The organism is Amycolatopsis azurea DSM 43854 (assembly GCF_001995215.1).
GTDB lineage: Bacteria > Actinomycetota > Actinomycetes > Mycobacteriales > Pseudonocardiaceae > Amycolatopsis > Amycolatopsis azurea.
Genome location: NZ_MUXN01000005.1, coordinates 243,702 through 261,938 on the forward strand (window position 1 = coordinate 243,702; position 18,237 = coordinate 261,938).

Annotated in this window: 15 protein-coding genes; 4 read left to right on the plus strand and 11 right to left on the minus strand. The window is 69.4% G+C overall.

Translation table 11 applies throughout. The features are described from left to right. Window positions 1-20: 20 nt before the first annotated feature. Entirely contained in the window at window positions 21-2,030 is a 2,010-nt protein-coding gene (locus tag B0293_RS09135) for a DUF6541 family protein (RefSeq protein ID WP_005149607.1), read from the plus strand. A gap of 469 nt (window positions 2,031-2,499) precedes the next feature. On the opposite strand, the gene B0293_RS09140 is transcribed toward B0293_RS09135, so the two are convergent. Then, a complete protein-coding gene (locus B0293_RS09140) occupies window positions 2,500-3,393 on the minus strand; it encodes an LLM class flavin-dependent oxidoreductase (protein WP_005149606.1) in 894 nt (297 codons plus the stop codon). On the opposite strand from B0293_RS09140, the gene B0293_RS09145 reads away from it, so the two are divergent. After that, window positions 3,380-4,276 (plus strand): HAD family hydrolase, encoded by an 897-nt coding sequence (locus B0293_RS09145; RefSeq protein ID WP_005149605.1) that lies wholly within the window; start codon window positions 3,380-3,382, stop codon window positions 4,274-4,276. The two genes, B0293_RS09140 and B0293_RS09145, sit on opposite strands and share 14 nt — an antisense overlap. Window positions 4,277-4,283: 7 nt before the next feature. Here the strand turns inward: B0293_RS09145 and B0293_RS09150 are convergent, their stop codons facing one another. Continuing rightward, window positions 4,284-5,018 carry a lysophospholipid acyltransferase family protein gene (locus B0293_RS09150; protein WP_005149604.1) on the minus strand — a complete coding sequence of 245 codons (735 nt, stop codon included), beginning with the start codon at window positions 5,016-5,018 and terminating at the stop codon, window positions 4,284-4,286. Window positions 5,019-5,119: 101 nt separating this feature from the next. On the opposite strand from B0293_RS09150, the gene B0293_RS09155 reads away from it, so the two are divergent. Then, window positions 5,120-6,373, plus strand: coding sequence for a hypothetical protein (locus B0293_RS09155; protein WP_143254538.1), 1,254 nt, complete (start codon window positions 5,120-5,122; stop codon window positions 6,371-6,373). Here the strand turns inward: B0293_RS09155 and wsfD are convergent. Together wsfD and B0293_RS09165 are read right to left on the minus strand one after the other, a co-directional pair. Then, on the minus strand, window positions 6,331-7,761 hold the full coding sequence (wsfD, locus tag B0293_RS09160; protein WP_039914966.1) for a glycan biosynthesis hexose transferase WsfD: 1,431 nt from the start codon (window positions 7,759-7,761) through the stop codon (window positions 6,331-6,333). The two genes, B0293_RS09155 and wsfD, sit on opposite strands and share 43 nt — an antisense overlap. 35 nt (window positions 7,762-7,796) lie before the next feature. After that, entirely contained in the window at window positions 7,797-9,413 is a 1,617-nt protein-coding gene (locus B0293_RS09165) for a hypothetical protein (protein WP_005149599.1), read from the minus strand. Between the two features lie 264 nt (window positions 9,414-9,677). On the opposite strand from B0293_RS09165, the gene B0293_RS09170 reads away from it, so the two are divergent. Beyond that, window positions 9,678-11,615, plus strand: coding sequence for a DUF6541 family protein (locus B0293_RS09170; RefSeq protein WP_005149598.1), 1,938 nt, complete (start codon window positions 9,678-9,680; stop codon window positions 11,613-11,615). A 23-nt stretch (window positions 11,616-11,638) separates the two neighbouring features. Here B0293_RS09170 and B0293_RS09175 read toward each other — a convergent pair whose 3' ends face one another. Genes B0293_RS09175 through B0293_RS09205 form a run of 7 tightly spaced genes read right to left on the minus strand, consistent with a single transcriptional unit; the run spans window position 11,639 to window position 18,091 of the window. Continuing rightward, the gene (locus tag B0293_RS09175) at window positions 11,639-12,610 is read right to left on the minus strand and encodes a lysylphosphatidylglycerol synthase transmembrane domain-containing protein (RefSeq protein WP_005149597.1); all 972 of its coding nucleotides are present in this window, start codon (window positions 12,608-12,610) and stop codon (window positions 11,639-11,641) included. 49 nt (window positions 12,611-12,659) lie between these two features. Then, entirely contained in the window at window positions 12,660-13,901 is a 1,242-nt protein-coding gene (locus B0293_RS09180) for an acyl-CoA reductase (protein ID WP_005149596.1), read from the minus strand. Continuing rightward, on the minus strand, window positions 13,898-14,950 hold the full coding sequence (locus B0293_RS09185; RefSeq protein WP_005149595.1) for a LuxE/PaaK family acyltransferase: 1,053 nt from the start codon (window positions 14,948-14,950) through the stop codon (window positions 13,898-13,900). Before B0293_RS09185 ends, B0293_RS09180 begins: the two co-directional genes overlap by 4 nt. After that, window positions 14,947-16,344 carry an AMP-binding protein gene (locus B0293_RS09190; RefSeq protein ID WP_039914873.1) on the minus strand — a complete coding sequence of 466 codons (1,398 nt, stop codon included), beginning with the start codon at window positions 16,342-16,344 and terminating at the stop codon, window positions 14,947-14,949. The genes B0293_RS09185 and B0293_RS09190 overlap by 4 nt, the downstream gene beginning before the upstream one ends. Next, window positions 16,344-17,069, minus strand: a complete 726-nt coding sequence (locus B0293_RS09195; protein WP_039914871.1) for an SDR family NAD(P)-dependent oxidoreductase — start codon at window positions 17,067-17,069, stop codon at window positions 16,344-16,346. The genes B0293_RS09190 and B0293_RS09195 overlap by 1 nt, the downstream gene beginning before the upstream one ends. Then, window positions 17,069-17,308: an acyl carrier protein gene (locus B0293_RS09200; RefSeq protein ID WP_005149592.1), complete on the minus strand. Its 240-nt coding sequence runs from the start codon at window positions 17,306-17,308 to the stop codon at window positions 17,069-17,071. The genes B0293_RS09195 and B0293_RS09200 overlap by 1 nt, the downstream gene beginning before the upstream one ends. 57 nt (window positions 17,309-17,365) lie before the next feature. After that, window positions 17,366-18,091 (minus strand): acyl-ACP--UDP-N-acetylglucosamine O-acyltransferase family protein, encoded by a 726-nt coding sequence (locus B0293_RS09205; protein WP_005149591.1) that lies wholly within the window; start codon window positions 18,089-18,091, stop codon window positions 17,366-17,368. Window positions 18,092-18,237 lie beyond the last annotated feature (146 nt).

Consider the following 18,237-nt stretch of genomic DNA (forward strand, 5'->3'; position numbering starts at 1 on the left):
ACAGACACATTTAGGAAGCAGTGCCTACTCCGGACACCTTCTGGTCGTACTTCGGTGCGACCATCACGTACCTGGCCGTGCTGGCGGTCCCCGGCGGACTCGTCGGCCGTGCCGCCGGCCTGCGCGGCTGGGCACTGGCGGGGCTGGCCCCGCTGTTGTCCTACACGGTAACCGGGCTGGCCGGTCCGTGGCTGGCACTCGCTGGCGTGTCGTACAACCCCCTCACCGTGGCGGCCGTCACGGCCGTGCTCGCCGGGATCGGCTTCGGCCTGCGCAGGCTGGGTCAGGCGCGCGGCTGGATCAAGCCGGGCGCCGAAGAGCCGCCGACCAAGTGGCACCCCCGCGCGCACTACGCCGTCGCGGCCTGCGTCGCGCTGGCCATCGGCATCTCGATCCTCGTGGTGCTCTCCGCCCGCGGCGGGACGACGGCGGTGTTCCAGCGCTGGGACACCGTGTTCCACGCGAACGGCATCCGCTACATCGCCGAGACCGGCGACGGCTCGCTGACCGGCATGGGCACCATCAACTGGTACCCGGACGGCTCGTTCTACCCGAACGCGTATCACCTGGTCGGCTCGCTCGTGTACTCGATCTCGGGCACGACGATCCCGGTCACGCTGAACGCCATCACGATGCCGGTCGCCGGGATCTTCGCGCTGTCGATGGTCGCCCTGATCCGCCAGCTCGGCGGGCGCGCGGTGTTCGCGGGCTGCACGGCCCTGGTGGCCGCCGCGGCCACCACCGGCGCGTACGAGTCGGTGTCCAGCGGGCTGCTGCCGTTCGCGCTGGGGATCGTGCTGACGCCGCTGGCCGTGGTCGCGCTGGCCAGGTTCCTCGCGCGGCCGGGTCTCGACACCGGCTACGTGCTCGCGCTGACCGCCGTCGGGCTGCTGGCGGCGCACTCGTCGGCGCTGTTCGGCGCGCTGCTGTTCGCGTTCCCGCTGGTGGTGCAGCGCTGGTACCGCGCGCTGCGGCACAAGCCGCTCGACGGCGTGCCGGAGGGCCGCGGCGGCTGGCGGGTCATCGGCGGCGACGTCGTCAAGATGGTGCCGGTGATGGTGGGCAGCGCGGTGCTCGCGGCGCCGCACATCCTGGGCGCCCTGAAATTCACTTCGGGTTCCTACCCTTATTACGCGTGGGGCTCGCAGCTGCCGGTGCTGAAGTCGCTGGGGCTGCTGGTGACCTTCCGGCAGGTGCTGAGCGCGCCGCAGGTGTGGCTGACGGTGCTGCTGGCCATCGGCGTCCTGAGCCTGTTCCGGCTCGGCCGGATGCGCTGGGTGGGGCTTTCGGCGATCGGCTTCTCGGCGTTGTTCGTGCTGGTCGCGTCGTTCGGCGCGGAGCCGTGGGTGATCTCGCTGTCGCGGCCGTGGTGGAACGACCGGTACCGCCTGATGGCGCTCGCCGCGATCCCGCTGTGCCTGCTGGCCGGGCACGGGATGGCGGAGCTGCAGCGCTGGTTCGCGAAGTGGGCGAGCGGGCGGTCCTGGGTGAAGAGCCGTCCCGCGCTGCCCGCCCGGCTCGGGCTGGCGACCGCCGTGTTCGTCGTGGCCGCGTCGGCCGTGCTGACCAAGGGCTTCTACACCGAGTCGAACGCGCACGCGGTGTCGTTCCTGTACTACAACGGGCCCGAGGGCGAGGTCACGCCGCCGGTCAGCGCCGACGAGCTGGCGGCGATGGACCAGCTGACCAAGATGAACATCGGACCGGACGAGAAGGTGCTCAACGAGCGCTTCGACGGGACGGCCTGGCTGTACGCGATCACCGGCATCCACCCGGTCGCCGGGCACTACGACCCGGGCGTGCCGCCGCCGGACGCGAAGTACCTGGCGTTGCACTTCCGGGACTACGACACCGACCCCGAGGTGCAGGCCGCGGTGAAGCGGCTGAACATCAAGCACGTGCTGATCGGGAGCACGCCGATCAAGATCGGTGAGCCGCCGGCGCCGGGGCTGCGGGATCTGGACGGGCTGAACTTCCTGCGGAAGGACTTCGGCAACGCGGGCGCCTCGATCTACACCCTGACCCGCTGACCCCCCTGACGGGGACCGAAGGACGCTTTCACCACATCTGACGCGAGGAAAGCCCCCTTCACCACGTCAGATGCGGTGAAAGCCCCCTTCACCACATGTGACGCGGGGAAGTCCCCTTCACCGAACGGTCTCCCCAAGGGCGCCCCGCGCCCGACGGAGACTTCACCGTCGCGCGCCCTCTTTCGGCCGAAGGCCACGGAAACATTTTGCCGGGCGCCTACCCCGAAAACGCGAGCTCCACGTGGTCGGCGCCCGGCGAAATGTTTCCGTCAGCGCGCGACAAATAAACACAGCTCGCGTGGTCGCGGACTGCCCCCGCCGCGACCACGCGAGCCTCAGTCCCCCATTCACCCCCGGGGTGACCCATGAGGGGCAGCCGAAGAAGGCCGCACCCACTCGCTGTACTCATCCCTCAGACGACCGCTAGGCGGAACCGGTTGAGTCGGCCCACCGATGTCACCCGATCGGCCTAGGAGTTTCTTCCTTGGAGTACCGGGAGTACGTCGCTGACGACCTCTTCGAGCGTCGATTCGCGCCCGACGTAGTAGTCCCCGGACCGGGGCCAGTGGGTGACGATGTCGGTGAACCCGAGTTCACCGGCCCGCCCGGCGGCGTCGGTGAACGCGCCGACGCTGGAGAGGGAGAAGACCGGCGCCGAGTCGAGGCTCAGGAACCGCTGGACGCCCGCCTTGTCCCGGCCGACGGCGTCGAGTCGCTCGTCGAAGGTCTTCACGAGTTCCGCGATGCCCTTCCACCATTCGTCCTGGGTCTCCGCCTTGACGCCGGTGGTGACCCAGCCCGCGCCGAACCGCGCGGCGAGCGTCATGGTGCGCGGGCCGTTCGCGGCCACCAGGAACGGCAGCCGGGGCCGCTGCACGCAACCGGGCAGGTTCCGGGCGCCCTTGGCCCGGTAGTGGTCGCCCTCGAAGTCGAAACCGTCGGTCATCAGCAGTCCGTCGAGCGCTTCGACGAACTCGGTGAAGCGGTCCGTGCGCTCCTTGACCGACAGTTCCGGGCCGTCGAGGACGGCGGCGTCGTAATGGGTGTGCGGGACGCCGGCGCCCACGCCGAGGATGAACCGGCCGTCGGAGATGTCGTCGAGGGTGGTCAGCTCGCGGGTGAACGGCACGGGGTGCCGCGCGACCGGCGACGCGACGAAGGTGCCCAGTCTGATCTTCGACGTCACCATGGCGGCCGCCGTCAACGTTGGCATCGCACTGAACCACGGGCCGTCGACGAGGTTCCGCCAGCCGAGGTGGTCGTACGTCCAAGCGTGGTCGAAGCCGTACTCCTCGGCGGCCCGCCATTTCGGCTCGGCCGCCCACCAACGATCTTCCGGAAGGATCACGATGCCTACGCGCACACGGGGGAAGGTACTGGTCCAGACCGACGCTTCGCCCGATGGGCGGATCTTCGGCGACAATGTGCCGGTGGACAAACCCCTCTTGATCGCCTCCGACGTCGATGGCACCCTGCTCGGCCCGATGGAGGTCCTGACCGAACGCACGATCGGCGCCGTCCGGCGCGTCACCGAGGACGGGGTCCCGTTCGTGCTGGTCAGCGGCCGTCCGCCGCGCTGGATCGCCCCGATCGCGAACCCGCTGGACCTGACCGGGTACGCGGTCTGCGCGAACGGCGCGGTGCTGTACGAGATCGGGACGGACCGGATCGTGGCGGTCCACGGCCTGCTGGAACCGACGCTGCTGCACGACGCCGTGAGTGCTCTTGATCACGCTCTTCCCGGCTGCCGGTACGCCACCGAGCGGATCGGCGAGTCCGCGGCCGATGAGGAAATGCGCAATTTCGTGATCGAACCGGACTACCACAACCCGTGGGGCGACAACGAGGGCACGCAGGCGCCGCGGGCCGAGGTGCTCGGGCATCCGGCGATCAAGCTGATGATCAGCAGGCGCGGGATGACCTCCGACGAGATGGCGCGGGCCGCGCGCGAGGTGCTCGAAGGCGCGGTCGACATCACCTACTCGACGAACTCCGGCCTGATCGAGGTCTCCGCGCACGGCGTCACCAAGGCGACCGGGCTGGCCGAGGTCGCCGAGCGGCTGGGCGTGCCGGCCGAGCGGGTGATCGCGTTCGGTGACATGCCCAACGACATCGAGATGCTCGGCTGGGCCGGGCACGGGGTGGCGATGGCGAACGCGCACCGCGACGTGCTGGACGTCGCCGACGAGGTGACCGCGCCGAACTCCGAGGACGGCGTCGCACAGGTCCTCGAACGCTGGTTCTGACCGGCCTTCAGCGGCCTTCGCGGTCGAGCTTCGCGGCCTCTTCCGGCGTCGGCGCGGTGCCGCCGAGGTGCGCGGGCAGCCACCAGCGCTCGTCGTCGGAGCCCGGCTTCTCCGGGTAATCGGCCTGGACGCGTTCCACGAGCGCGGACATCCGCACCCGAAGGTCCTTCGAAAGGACTTCGGCGTCCTCGTCGGCCTTCGGGTGCATCGGCTCGCCGGCGAGGATCGAGATCGGGACGTGGCGTTTGGTGAGGTCCTTCGGACGGCCCTTGGTCCACAGCCGCTGCGTGCCCCACAGCGCCATCGGCACGACCGGGACGCCCGCTTCGGCGGCCATCCGGACGGCGCCGGACTTGATGTCCTTCACGGTGAAGGACCGGCTGATCGTGGCTTCGGGGAACACCCCGACGACCTCTCCGGCCTTCAGCCGCTCGACGGCTTCGCGGTACGAAGCGAGACCCGCGCCGCGATCGACGGAGATGTGGTGCATACCGCGCATGAGCGGCCCGGCGATCCGGTTGCTGAAGATCTCCTTCTTCGCCATGAACCTGACCAGGCGTTTCGCCGGCCGCGCGCCGAGCCCGCAGAAGATGAAGTCGAGGTAGCTCACGTGGTTGCAGGCGATGACCGCCCCGCCCGTCGACGGGATGTGCTCGGTCCCCTCCACCCGGATGCGGTTGTCCAGCACCCGGAACATCAGCTTCGCCGCCATGATGACGGGCGGGTAAACGAGTTCGGCCATTCGTTCAGGTTACGCTACCGTAGGGTAACCTACCTACGGTCGCGTAGGTCACAGGTGACCTTTCGTCCGATCACCGCAGGTCACTGCCCTAACATGTGATCGTGACGCACGAAACCACCGAAATCACGCTCCTGCCGCGAGGGGGGCCTGGCGCTCAGCGCCTCTGGGCCTATCTCGCGCTCGGCACGGTTTCGCTGATCAACCTGATCTCCTTCATGCCGAAGTTCCCCAAACCGCACGAAGCGGCCTGGGGTGACGCGCTGAACTACTACCGCATGTCGGAGCAGACCGGTGCGGCCGTCGAGAACCCTTTCGCGTTGCGGATGCTGAGCCCGTGGATCATCCACCGGGGCAATCTGCTGACCGGGCTCTCCCTCGACGTCCTGTGGGTGGCCTTCACCTTCGTGGTCACGCTCGCCACGGTAATCGTCTTCTTCGAATTCCTGCGCTCGTACCTGAAACTGCAGCTGTTCACTTCGGTGCTCGCCGCCGTCGCGCTGGCCTGCACGTTCTGGTACGCGCCGTACGCCTTCAGCAACCCGTGGCTGGTCGACCCGCTCAACAACCTGCTCTATCTGCTCGCGATCTGGTTCATCCTCAAGCGCAAGCTGATCCCGTTCGCGATCGTCATCGTGCTCGGCGCGATCAACAAGGAGACGACGCTCCTGCTGGCTCCGCTGTACCCGCTGATCGCGTGGACGCGCGGCCGGTCGTTCCGTGATCGCGATGTCCTGGGCGGCATCGGCGTCTTCGTGGTCGCCGTGGGCATCTACCTCGGCTACCGGATCTGGGCGCAGAACCTCATCGGCGGCGACTACGGGTTCGGCGCGGGCCAGTCCAACAGCGGACTGCTCGACAACATCCGCTTCGCGCTCAACGCGAACAAGGGCGCCGGCCAGGTCGAGCTGTTCACCACGTTCCACTTCTTCTGGCTGATCTTCGGCTACGGCCTGTACCAGCAGTACCGCCGGCACGGCCTGCGCGCGGAACTCCTGATCTCCAGCATCTGGCTGTTCGCCTGCTGCCTGGCCGGACGGCTCGTCGCGACCGACACCCCGCGGGTGTTCGTGATGATGGCGCCGCTGCTCGTCGCGCTCGTCGCGATCGTGCTCGATCAGCAGCGGGGCGAAGGACGGCGGCTCTGGGTCGGCGCGCTGTTCTTCCTCTACATCGCGGTGAACCTGCATTTCGTCGGCGGTGCGGCGGTGTTCTGGGTCGACGCCGTCGCGCTACTGATCTTCGCCGCGCTCGTGTCGTTCCCGACGGCACCGGGCCGGGCGGGTTTCAAGGCGTTCAACGGCTTCCGGCCGCATCAAGGGACGTTGGACGTCGCGGACGACCTCAAGCGGTCCTGACGCGCGAACGTCACCAGCGCCAGGACGACGCCGAGCAGCGTGCAGTACAAGGCGATCACCTGGTGCTTGACGTTCTCCAGGCCGTCGCCCAGCGCGGCCAGCGCGAACTGGCCGACGGCGACGGCGAGCAGGAAGCCCAGTGCGACGCCCACCGCGTCGCGCCGGGCCCTCCAGCCGCGCCAAGCGAGCAGGAACCAGATCGGCAGCAAGGCGAAGAAACCCAGTGGTGCCAAGAGTTTCGTGATGGCCGACGCCACCGGGACGCGGTGTTCCTGTGCCTCCGGGGCGAATCCGGCCGACTGGTCGAAGCTGCCGAGGTAGGGCGGCCGCGCGGTGAGCAGATCGCCCGCCGCGCGGTCCAGGATTCCGACGGTGCGCCAGGGATGCGTCGCGAAGTACTCGACGACGTTGCGCCTGCTGATCTTTTCGCGGTATTTCGGGTACTCGGGATCCCTCGTCGCGGGCTTCGGATGCCACCAGCCGTTGCCCGCGTACTGGCCGAACGAAGCGGGCAGCCCCAGTGCGGCGAGGTCGGCCCCGGTGTCGTGCCGACCGTCCACAATGGTCAGGAAGATCGTGTTGAACATGTTGATCTCGCGCGAATCGTCGCCGGGACGCGCGGCGAGAGAGCCGTCGGGCAGCTTCGCCGGTTCGACGGTCTGCTGCGCGTACGCCGTGCCTCCGGCGAGCGCTCCGACGACGAACACCACGGGAAGCCAGCGCTTCAGGCCGCTGACGCCCGCCGGGCGGACGAGCAGCGCGGCGAGCGCGAGCAGCGGCAGGATCATCAGCGTCTGGACCTTGGCGTTGACCGCCACGATGCCGCCGAACAGCAGCACGGCCAGGCCCGCGTAGCGCCACCATCCAGGCCGCGCGGAGACCAGCAGGCCGCCGACGGCGAGCAGCAGGCCGAGGAACGCGGCGCCTTCGCCGAGCACGGAAGCGAAGTAACCGAAGAACGCGGAGTCCGCGACGACCAGCAGCAGCCCCGCGGCCGCGAAGCCGCGGACGCGCCGCGAATACGGCAGTCCGACGACGATCAGCGCGACCGCGGCGGCGGCGAGGACGCTGGAGAGCACGCCGAGCACGACCAGGCTGAGCGTCGATTCGAGGCCGAGCAGCCCGCCGATCCACCGCGCGATCCGCGCGAACCAGCTCTGGGTCAGGAGATAGGTGGCGTCGCATTCGCCCACCGGCGCGGTGTAGGCGAGGTGCACGAACGGCTCCGGTTTGCCCTTCCACGGGATGCCCGCGCCGCACAGCACGCGGAAGCCGTCGCCGTTGTCGGCCATCCCGACCGGCCTCGGCACCAGGAAGCGGACGAGCAGCACGGTGAGCGCGGCGGCGAACACGCCGAGGCCGGACAGCCACGAGCTCGATTCGAGCACCGCCGGCCGGCTGGGGGAAACGCGTTCGTCGACACTCACGAAGGGCACGGTACGTGGCGGAAATCGGGTGAGCGGTCGAGGGCCGCCCTCACCGAACGCTCGACGTCCGCCCGCAGGAACACGGCGAGCCAGGACGACGTCCCTTCACGCACGAAGGTCGCGACGCGATACCTCGCCGAGTACGCCGGATCGATCACGCAGGACTGTGCGGGCGAGTAGCCGTTGTCGGTGACGACGGCGATCGTCGGGTGTCTCCGGGAGACGACGGCTTCGCCTGCTTCCTCGGCATCGGTCTGACCTCGGACGCCGACGATCTGGAGCTGCGTCCCGGCGTGGTACGACAGCACGCCGGGCGCGGACGTGCTCACGACCGAACCGGGCGGCAGGTAGGCGTCGAGCCAGCGGCCGATCTCCTCCAGTTGCGCTCCGTGGTCGTGCCAGGCGCGCACGCGGGCCAGCATCTCCGGGCTGAACACCGAGACCAGCACCGCGAGCCCGGACAGCGCCAGCGCGGCGGCCGGCATCAGCCGCTGGAGCGGCGGACGCGGTCGCGGGCTCGGTTTCGCGGTCGCGGTGAGCACGCCGTAGACGGACACGGCCGCGACGGACAGCAGCGGCGGGATCGGCGCGAGCAGTCGCCAGGCAGGCCTCGCGTCGCCGCCGAAGTAGACGACGAACCCGGCGATCGCGACGGCCGTGACGAGCATCAGCCAGGCCAGCGACCTGGCCTCGGCCTCGTGCGGGGTCCGGCCGGTGCAGCGCAGGAGCAGCGCCCCCGCCGCGACCAGGCCGAGCAGCAGGAATCCCTGGTGGACCACCGAAAACCCCGACAGGTACTGCCACCCTCGGTCGATCCGGTCCGGGACGTCGAGGTCGAAGGGGATGACGACCGACGTGGGCAGCACGTGGTCGTAGTAGGTCATCCGCCACGCCGTCCACGGCGCGGCGAAGACGAGCCCGCCGAGCAGCCAGGCCGCCGGGGCCCACCAGGTGTAGCGGCCGCGCAGGGCGGCGACGACCAGCCAGCCGCCGATGAGGATCGCGAGCAGGACCCCTGCCGGACGCGTCATCATCGCGAAGGCGACGAGTACGCCCGCGACGACCGGGCGCCGGGCCGCGAGCGCGGCGAAGACACCGAACACGAGCAGCACGAACAACGGCGTCTCGGTGCCGGATCCGCCGTACGCGGCGAGGCCGCCGGCGCCCGCGACGAGTACCGCGGCGGCCACCCCGGCGGCCGGGCGCGACTCCCCCGCCGCCCGCTCGACCACCCGGTTCACCGTCACGTGCGCGAGCAGCACGGCGCCGAGGGTGGCGAGGACGCCGAGCACTATCGCGGCGGTTTCGATATCGGTACCGAAAGCGGCCTTCGGCAACGCGATCACGATCATCCACAGGAAATTCGCGTAGCCCTCGATCCGCTCGCCGGTGTTGAACACCGGACCATTGCCGTCGGCGATGTTCTGGGCGTAGCGGAAAGTGATGTACGCGTCTTCCGCGATGGTCGAAAACACCAGCTGGTGCGCCAGGGAGAAACCGAGGGTGAGCAGCAGCGCGACGGTGCGCCAGTTCCTGTCGGCGCCGATCTTGGGCCAGGCCACCAGCACGAAGATCGCGAGCACGCACCAGGCGACGGCAAGCGCGATCACCACCTGATCCCCACCCCTCCCGGGCTGAGCCACTCCCCTGACAAAAAGACTACGGTCAAGTATCGAACGCGGCGCCAGCGTGTTTCTTTCGGCGCAGTCAATTGACACGAACGGGTGAGTCCGGTGTGCGCGGAGTAGAGGTCACTACTCCGAATTCCCTCCTGGACGTGACTCCTTCGGGTACCACCCCTCGGCCGTTAATCTGGTTTCCCATTCCGTTCCGCACCTCGGGGGTTCCGTGCGGATTCCCCACCCCGAGGAAGCGCTGTGCCCACTCAGACCTCCCTGCTGACCGACATCCTCACGGTCTGTGTCGCTCTGCTCGTCATCGGCCTGCCCGGTCTGCTCACCGGTCTCGCCGCCGGACTGCGCGGCTGGGTGCTCGCGGGGACGACCCCGTTGCTGAGCTACGCCATCGGCGGTCTCGCCGGGCCGTGGACGGCCGCGCTCGGGCTCCCGTTCACCCCGGTGACCTACGCGGTGGCGACGGTCCTGTTCGCCGGTGCCGCCTTCGGCCTGCGACGGCTCACGCTGCGCCGATGGCCGCCCGCGCCCGAGGAACCGCTGTGGGGGCGGTCCGGGCACCTCGCCGTCGGGGCGTGCCTGCTGCTGGCGGCGGCCGTCGGGATGTACGCGGTGGTCCGCGGGATGGGGAGGCTGGACGCCATCCCGCAGGGGTTCGACGCCGTGTACCACGCGAACGGCGTCCGGCAGATCGCCGAGACCGGTGACGGCAGCCTGTTCGGCACCGGCGAGGTCAACTGGTACGGCGACGCGGCGCCGGTGTTCTACCCCAACGCGTACCACCTGCTGGCGTCCGTGGTGTACGCGCTCAGTCCGGCGAGCATCCCGCTGACGCTGGACGTGAACACCGCCCTGCTGCCCGCGTTGCTGGCGTTGTCGCTGGTCACGATGGTGCGCGTGTTCCGGGGGCGCGCGGTGTTCGCGGGCGCGGTCGCGGTCGTCTCCATCGCGCCGGTGATGAGCCTGTACGAATCGATGAGCAGGGGACCTTTGCTCCCGTTCCTGCTCGGTCTCGCGCTGACCCCGCTGGCCGCCGTCGCGGTGAAGCGCTACCTCGACCGCCCGGCGCCCGACACCGGCTTCGTGCTGCTGATCAGCGCCGTCGGGCTGCTGTGCGTGCACTCGTCGGCGTTGTTCGGCGCGATCCTGTTCGCCGGTCCGCTGCTGCTGCAACGCTGGGTCGCGCCCGGTGAACGGTGGCGGCGGGTCGGACGTGACCTGCGGGCGCTGGCGATCGTCGGGGTCCTCGCGGTCGTCGTGGCGGGGCTGCAGCTGTTCGGCGCGATCGGCCTCGCGAACGGCGAGGTGCCCTACCGCAGCTGGCCGGTCGAATGGCGGGCGACGACGGCGCTCGGCGCGCTGCTGGGCTTCCAGCATCACGAGCCCTATCCGCAGATCTGGCTTTCGGCGGCGTTGCTGCTGGGCTTCATCTTCTTCTCGCGGGCGGGCGCGCTGCGGTGGATCGGCGTGACGGCGCTGATCACCGGGCTCGCCTACATCGCGGTGACGTCGTCGGAGCAGCCCGTCGTGCTGGCGCTGTCCCGGCCGTGGTGGAACGACCCGTACCGGTTCATGTCGATGGCGGCGGTCCCGCTGTCGATCATCGCGGCGCACGGCCTCGCCGAGACGCAGGCGTGGCTGCGGGACACCGTGGCGCTCCGGAAGGTGCCCGCGTTCGTCGTCGCGCTGGCGGTGTTCGGCGGGTTCGCCTTCCTGAGCAACGGTTTCTACGCGCGGTCCAACGCGGAGAAGGTCGCGTCCGGCTACGCGAACACGCCCGGGATCGACCCGCACAAGCTGCCGGTGAGCCCGGACGAGGTCGTCGCGATGGAGAAGCTCGCCACGTTCACGAAGCCCGGCGAGCGCGCGCTCAACGACCGGCTGGACGGGACGGTGTGGACCTACGCGATCTCCGGCGTCCGCACGACTTCCGGGCATTTCGACGAGACGCTGTCACCGTCGGACGCGCGGCTGCTGGAGTGGCATTTCCGCGAGTACCCGTCGAACCCCGACGTCCGGGCGGCGGTGGCGCGGCTGAACGTGCGGTGGGTGATCCTCGGGCAGTACGGCTACCCGACGGGCGCCCCGCGGCAGGCCGGGCTTCGGGATCTGGAGGGACTGAACTTCGTGACCGAGGTGTACCGCAACGCCGACGCGGTGATCTACCGGCTGAACCCCTGAGGCCCCGCCCCGCAATTAGTCGACTAGATGCGCGGGGTCACGAGGCGGGCCGAGAGGGCGGCGGCGCCGGCGGTGATCAGGTCGGCGACGGTGAACATGACGCGCGAGGCGATGGCGAACGCCGTCGCCTGGCCGACGGTGAGGCCCGACGCGGTCAGCACGGCGACCTGCGCGACCTCGCGGACACCGACCCCGCTGGGCAGGATGAACGCGAACGTGCCGACGGTCATCGCGACCGCCATGGCGCCGACGCACAGCACGAAACCGCTGAAGCCCGGCGTGCCGACGGAGTTCGCCAGCAGCCACAGGTGCACGCCCTGCAGCGCCCACGCGGCCGTCGACGAGCCGAAGACCTTCCCGACGACCGACCAGCTCAGCCGGTGATCCAGCGGCGGGCGGCGCAGGATCCGCAGCACGAGCGACGTGCCCCAGGTGAGCACGCGCGGGTGCAGCATCGCCAGCCCGACCGGGATGAGCACGAACAGCCACATCGCCCGCGGGCTGTTGCTGAACACCGCGGGGGCAGCGAGCAGCGAGACGACCAGCGCGGACACCACGCCGACGCCGAGCTGGATCAGCGAGCCGGTGAAGATCCGGGCCCTGGCGAGCCCGGCCTTGCGGCCCAGCTCCATCTGCAGCAGGTACGCCCACACCGAACCCGGCACGTACTTGCCGAGCGAGCCGACGAGGCAGATCTGCGCGCCCCTCGCGTAGCCGATCGGCTTGCCGAGGTCGTCTACCATGACCTGCCAGCCGTAGGTCGACACCATGATCGCGGCGATGAGCGCGAGCAGGCTCAACGTGGAGGATTCCCACGCGACCTCGGACAAGGTCCGCCAGAATTCACCCCAATTGGTGACGAGCGTCTTCGCCGCGAAACCGACGACCAGCAGGATGGCGACCCAGCGGACGACGTCGAGGATCTTCGCCTTCGTGGATTTCGGCTGTTTTACAGTTACCGAAGTGTCCTCTTCGGGCGTTTCGACTGTCGTCACTGAACCTCCTCCGCTGTATCTCTGACGCCTGTACCTCTGTCGCCGCAGGTCAGGCCTGTACGGTCACCAAGCGGCTGAACTCGGTCAGCAGATCGTAGCCGTCCCAAATCGCGGAGAACGTCAGGGCCGATCCGAAGGGAACGACACGGTCGACGCCGCGCCCCGCCAATTCCGTCACGAATTGCGTCAATTCTTCTTTGGTGAAGCCGAATTGACCGACCGTTTGATCTTTGCGGAGGACGATCGGGACGAGGTCGGAAAGCGTGTCGACCCGCGCGTTGGCGAAAGTGCCCGCGCCGAGCCATTCGCGCGGCAGGATCGCCGGGTCGGCCAGCTCCAGTGTCGCGATGCCGTTGCCCTGGAACTCGATGCCGCTGACGAGCCCATCGACGGCCGCGCCGTACGCCGAAACCCGCTTCTGGACGGCCATCGCGGGCTCGGTGACGTGCTGTTTCGTCGCCAGTACCTCGGCGAGCAGCTTCCGGAACTCCTGGCCGGCTTCGCGGGCGCCGTCTTCGTCGCCGACCCAGAACACCGCGCGCGGCGACGAGCAGGCGGCCTGGTCGAACCAGTACGAGTCGTTGTAGAAACCCTCGGCGGCACCGCGGCGCTCGGCCTCGGAGGAGTTCCGCCAGCCGCGCACCGACGCGACCGCGAACGACGACCGGTCCGGGAAGGTCAGGTCGCGCGCGTGCGGCGCGAGCGGGTACTTGCGCAGCGCCGCGACCGACGCGTCGCCGCCCCAGATGACCCGGAGGTCGGCGGCGACCGACAGCGCGCCGCTGATCGCGTCGCTGCGGTCGTAGGTGATCATGCGCTGGGTCGCGGTGATCGCGGCGGCCGTGTCGTCGTCCACTTCGGACAGTGCGGCGTTCAGCGCCTCCAGCACCGTTTCGGCGGCACCGGCCGAACGGGAGGACACACGGACGACGTTGTGGTTGCCGGCCAGCGCCGAAAGCGCCCACGAGTACACGAAAATCGTGTCGACGTTGGCGGGCGGGACGTGGAAGACCAGGCCGCGCGGGAACCGCAGCGCGTCACCTGAAGTCTCCAAAGTGGACAGTGCCTTGGCGATCTCTCCCTTGCGCAGGAAGAAACCGAGCGACGCCAGTTCCGGGAAACGTCGAGCCGTCGCGGGCGCGAGCAGCTTGCGCGCGAACTTCGTCAGGAACTCGACGACGCGCGGGTCACCGACGCGCAGCCGTCCGCCGACGGGCTCGGCCCGCAGCTCTTCGACGAGCGCGTCGACCTCGATCGCGTCGCCGAGCGGAAAACGCTGGTTGAGAGTCATGCCGCCGCCCCCTGGAAGGTGTCCGAGCAACCGCGGGCCTCGGCCTTGGGCAGCCTGCCCAGGACCGAGAAGTGCTTGCCCGGCCAGTCGCCGTCGTCGATCCCGTTGCAGACACCGAGGTCCTCGGTGAGCAGCACGTGGCCCGGGTAGGAACGCGGCAGCGTGCTGACGACCTCGATCACGCCCGGCTCGCCGACCGGCTGCTCTTCCCAGGTCTCCGGGTTCCGGATCACCACGTCGGCGAAATCGGGGCAGTACAACGAGTTCCCGGACGGTCCTTCGAGGAACACGGTGCCGATCTGCTCGATCATCCCGTAGTAGTTGTGGATCCGGGTGAGCCCGGTGTCCTCCTTGAAGCGACGGCGGAACTCGGTGTTGTCCACCGCGCGGTCGATCAGCTTCTTCCAGCCGCCGGAGTGGATCAGGATCCCGTTCGACAGGTCCAGCTCGTGCTCGCGCGCGACCTCGTAGAGGTACTGCCACACCATGAAGGTGAAGCCGAAGATCAGGAACGGCTTGTCGCCGTACGTCGCCAGGAACGTCTTGACCGCCTCGACGTCCGGATGGTCGTTCTCGTCGAGCACGTAGGTGTGCTTGCGGCCGAAGTTCGCCATGCCCAGCACGCCCGCGCCGCGCGCGGAGAACGAACGGCGGTTCTTGATGATGCCGATGGTGTCGACCATCAGCATCGGCAGCCGTTCGTTGCCGAGGACCTCCTGCAGCGTGGCGCCGAGCTGCTTGGTCTGCGCGCCGGCGGCGTCCTTGTCCAGGTAGATCCGCGACGCACCCGCGCCGGTGGTGCCCGACGACGTCAGCGTCTTGAAGATCTCGGACTCCGGAATGGACCGCAGGTCGTGCGTCTTGAACATCCGCACCGGCAGCCACGGCAGATCCGCGATGGACGCGAACTCCGCGTCCCGCGCGATGCCCAGCGACGAGAGGATGCGCTCGTAGCCTTCGGAGTTCTCGCGGTGGTGCGCGGTGAGCTCGGCGAGCTGCGGAAGCAGATGCTTCTCGCGCTCGGCCTGCGAAAGCGTGAACACACTCATACTTGGGCCTCCAGCGACCGGTAGTCGATCTTGCCGCTGGCCAGCAGCGGCACGGTGTCGATGGGGCGGACGTCGAACCCGCTCGTGTGCAGGTGCAGCCGCTCGGACAACGCCTTCGCGGCGTCCTTGCAGATGTCCTTGTCGGCGCCTTCGGCGAACAGGACGACCTTGTCCCCGGCCGGGACGGCGGCCACGACGTCGATCCCCACCGAGGCAGAACGTACGGCGTGCTCGAGATCATCCAGGCTGACCCGGTTGCCGAAGACCTTGCCGATCCGCTTGAGGCGGCCGGTGATGTAGAGGAACCCGTCTTCGTCGAGGTAGCCGAGGTCGCCGGTGGCCAGGACGCCGCCGTATTCGTCGCCCGCGGCCAGCCCGGCCTCGTCGTCGGCATAGCCCATCATCACGTTGGGCCCGCGGTAGACGACCTCGCCGACGATCTTCGGGTGCTTGGTCTCCGAGCCGTCCTCACGCCGGACGGCGAACGAGCCACCGGGCAGCGCGGGCCCGGCCGAGCCGAGCTTCTCCGCGAGCCGTTCCGCCGGGACGGTGGTCATCCGCGGGGCGGCCTCGGTCTGCCCGTACATCACGAACATCCGCCCGCCGACCTCGCGGATCTTGTCGTTGAACTGGGCGACGAGGTCGTCACGCAGCTTGCCGCCCGCCTGGGTCAGCGTGCGCAACGACGGGTACTTCGCCGGGTCGAACTTGAGGCGCCGCAGCATCTCGTAGTGGTACGGCACCCCGGCGAGCGAGGTGACCTTGTGCTCGTTGACCGCGTCCCAGAACCCGCGTCCGAGCACACCGGACGGTTCGATGACGACGGTCGCGCCGCGGACGAGGTGGGAGTTCAGCACGGACAGGCCGTAGCTGTAGTGCAGCGGCAGGCTGGTCGGCGCGATCTCGTCGCGGTCGATGCCGAGCACCTGCGCGATCGCGTCGGCGTTGGAGAAGACCGCGCCGCGCGAAAGCCGGACCAGCTTCGGGTTGCCGGTGGAACCACTGGTCGGCAGCAGGATCGCGAGATGCGGATGCGGCTCGACGCCCTCGGCGGATTCCCGGACCCAGTGGCCATCGGAGACGCCGTACCCCTCGGGTGCGGGCGCGTCCGGCGCGGACAGCACGGCGGCCGGGCGGAAACGCTCGATGAGCCCCGCCAGGACGTCGGCGTCCAGCGCCGGGTCGATCAGCGCGATCGCGCGGCCCGCCTCGAAAGCGCCGAGGTAGTTCAGCACGCTCGCGAGGTCCACCGACATCCGCGCGAACAACGCGCCCGGAGGCAGGAGTCCCAACGCGGCCCCGACGCGGGTGACCTCGGCGTCGAGTTCCTCGCCCGCGAGCGTCTTGCCGCTGGTGACGTCGATCAGTCGTGCGCCCACACCCAGAAGGGTCATTACAGAACCAAGCCTCCGTCGATGCCCAGCACCTGGCCGGTGATGAACGCAGCGTCATCGCTGACGAGGAACCGGATCGCGTTCGCCACGTCCTCGGGCGTCCCGAGCCGTCCGAGGGGCGTCTTGCCGATGTTCTCGGCCTTCGCGTCCTCTGTGAGGCCCGAGGTCAGGTCGGTGTCGATGACGCCGGGCGCCACCGCGTTGACCCGGATCCCGGAGCGGCCGAGTTCCTTCGCGGCCGAACGGGCGATGTTCGCCACCGCCGCCTTCGAGGCCGCGTACACCGTCTGACCCGCGCTTCCGTGTTCGCCGACGATCGAAGCCAGCACGACGATGGCACCGGTCTTCTTGCGCATCATCGCCCGGGCCGCGGCCTGGACGGTGTGCAGCGTGCCGGCGACGTTCGTGCTCAGCGTGGTGTCGACGAGCTCCTCGCGGATCATGCCGAGGAGCGCGTCCTCCATGATCCCGGCGTTGGCGACCACGATGTCGAGCTTGCCGTGCTCCTTGGCCACGCCGCGGACCAGCGTCGACACGGCCTTGGCGTCGGTGACGTCCAGGGCGAGCCCGCTCGCGGCCCCCGCCGCGGCCGCCGCTTCCTTGGCCTTGGCCTCGTCGCGGCCGGTCAGCACCACGGTGGCGCCCGCCTCGGCGAGCGCCCGCGCGGTCGCGAGCCCGATCCCTCGGGTCCCGCCGGTGACCAGGGCGACCTTGCCGTCGAGCATCACTTGGACTGGAGGTCGGTCACCATGTCGACGGCGACCTTGAAGCTGGACATGTCGATCACCTGGTCGGTGTCGAACTCCACATCGAACTCGTCCTCGATGGCCGCGACCAGCGCCATGTGACCGACCGAGTCCCAGGCCTCGATGTCGCGGTACTTCAGGTTTTCGACGTCGACCTCGCCATCGAGGTCCAGCGCCTCGACGAAGACCTCACGCAGCTTGCCGGCGACTTCCGCCATCTTCTGACTCCTACCTCTCCAAGAACGCGCGACCTCTGCGAGTTCCCGCTCACCTACTCACTCGCGCGGACGGGCGTCCCACGCCTTCACCAAGGTAGAGAGGTCGCCGGGCAGCCGGTCGGCCAGCCCGTCCTCAGGGAGACCGGCCTTACCCTTCAGCCACGGTCCCAGTGCCTCGACGGTGGCCTCGTCCAGCCCGCGGCGGGACAGCCCGACGGTATTGACGCCTGTCACCCGCGCGGGGTTGCCGACGGCGATGGTGAACGCGCCCACCTCCTTGCGGACCGCGGAGCTCATCCCGACCATCGCGCCCGGGCCGATGACGACCCGCTGGTGCAGGATCGCGCCCATGCCCAGGTTCGCCCCGGACCAGATGTGGCAGTGGCCGCCGGTGATGACGTTCGAAGCGACCGTGACGGCGTCCTCGACCAGGCAGTCGTGGGCGATGTGGGAGCCGCGGAGGAAGTAGCCGCCGTCGCCGACGGTCGTCGTGCGCCAGGTGCCCTGGTGGACGCTGACGTATTCGCGGATCCGGTTGCGGCTGCCGATGACGACGCCGTGGCCGTCGTGATCGGGATCACCGTTCGGCGCGGTCTCCCAGGCGGCGGGGTGCTCGCGGCCGCGGTCCTCAGCCGGGGTGCCGATGGTCACGTGCGGGCCGATCCAGTTGCCGTCGCCGACGCGGGTGGGACCCACGATGACCGTGAACGGTCCGATGACGTTGTCTTCGCCGAGCTCGACACCCTCGCCGATGATCGCCGTCGGGTGGATGCGGTTCACCACGTGAGATCCGTTCGTTGTGGCTGGGAGGCAGCCTGGGGTAATGGGCGCTTCGGCGGTCCCGGTAACGTGTGGCCCGCGCCAGAGAGGGCGGCCGGGCGCAGAACCGGCGGCTCACTGTACCGGACGCACCAGAACGCCCAGTCGAG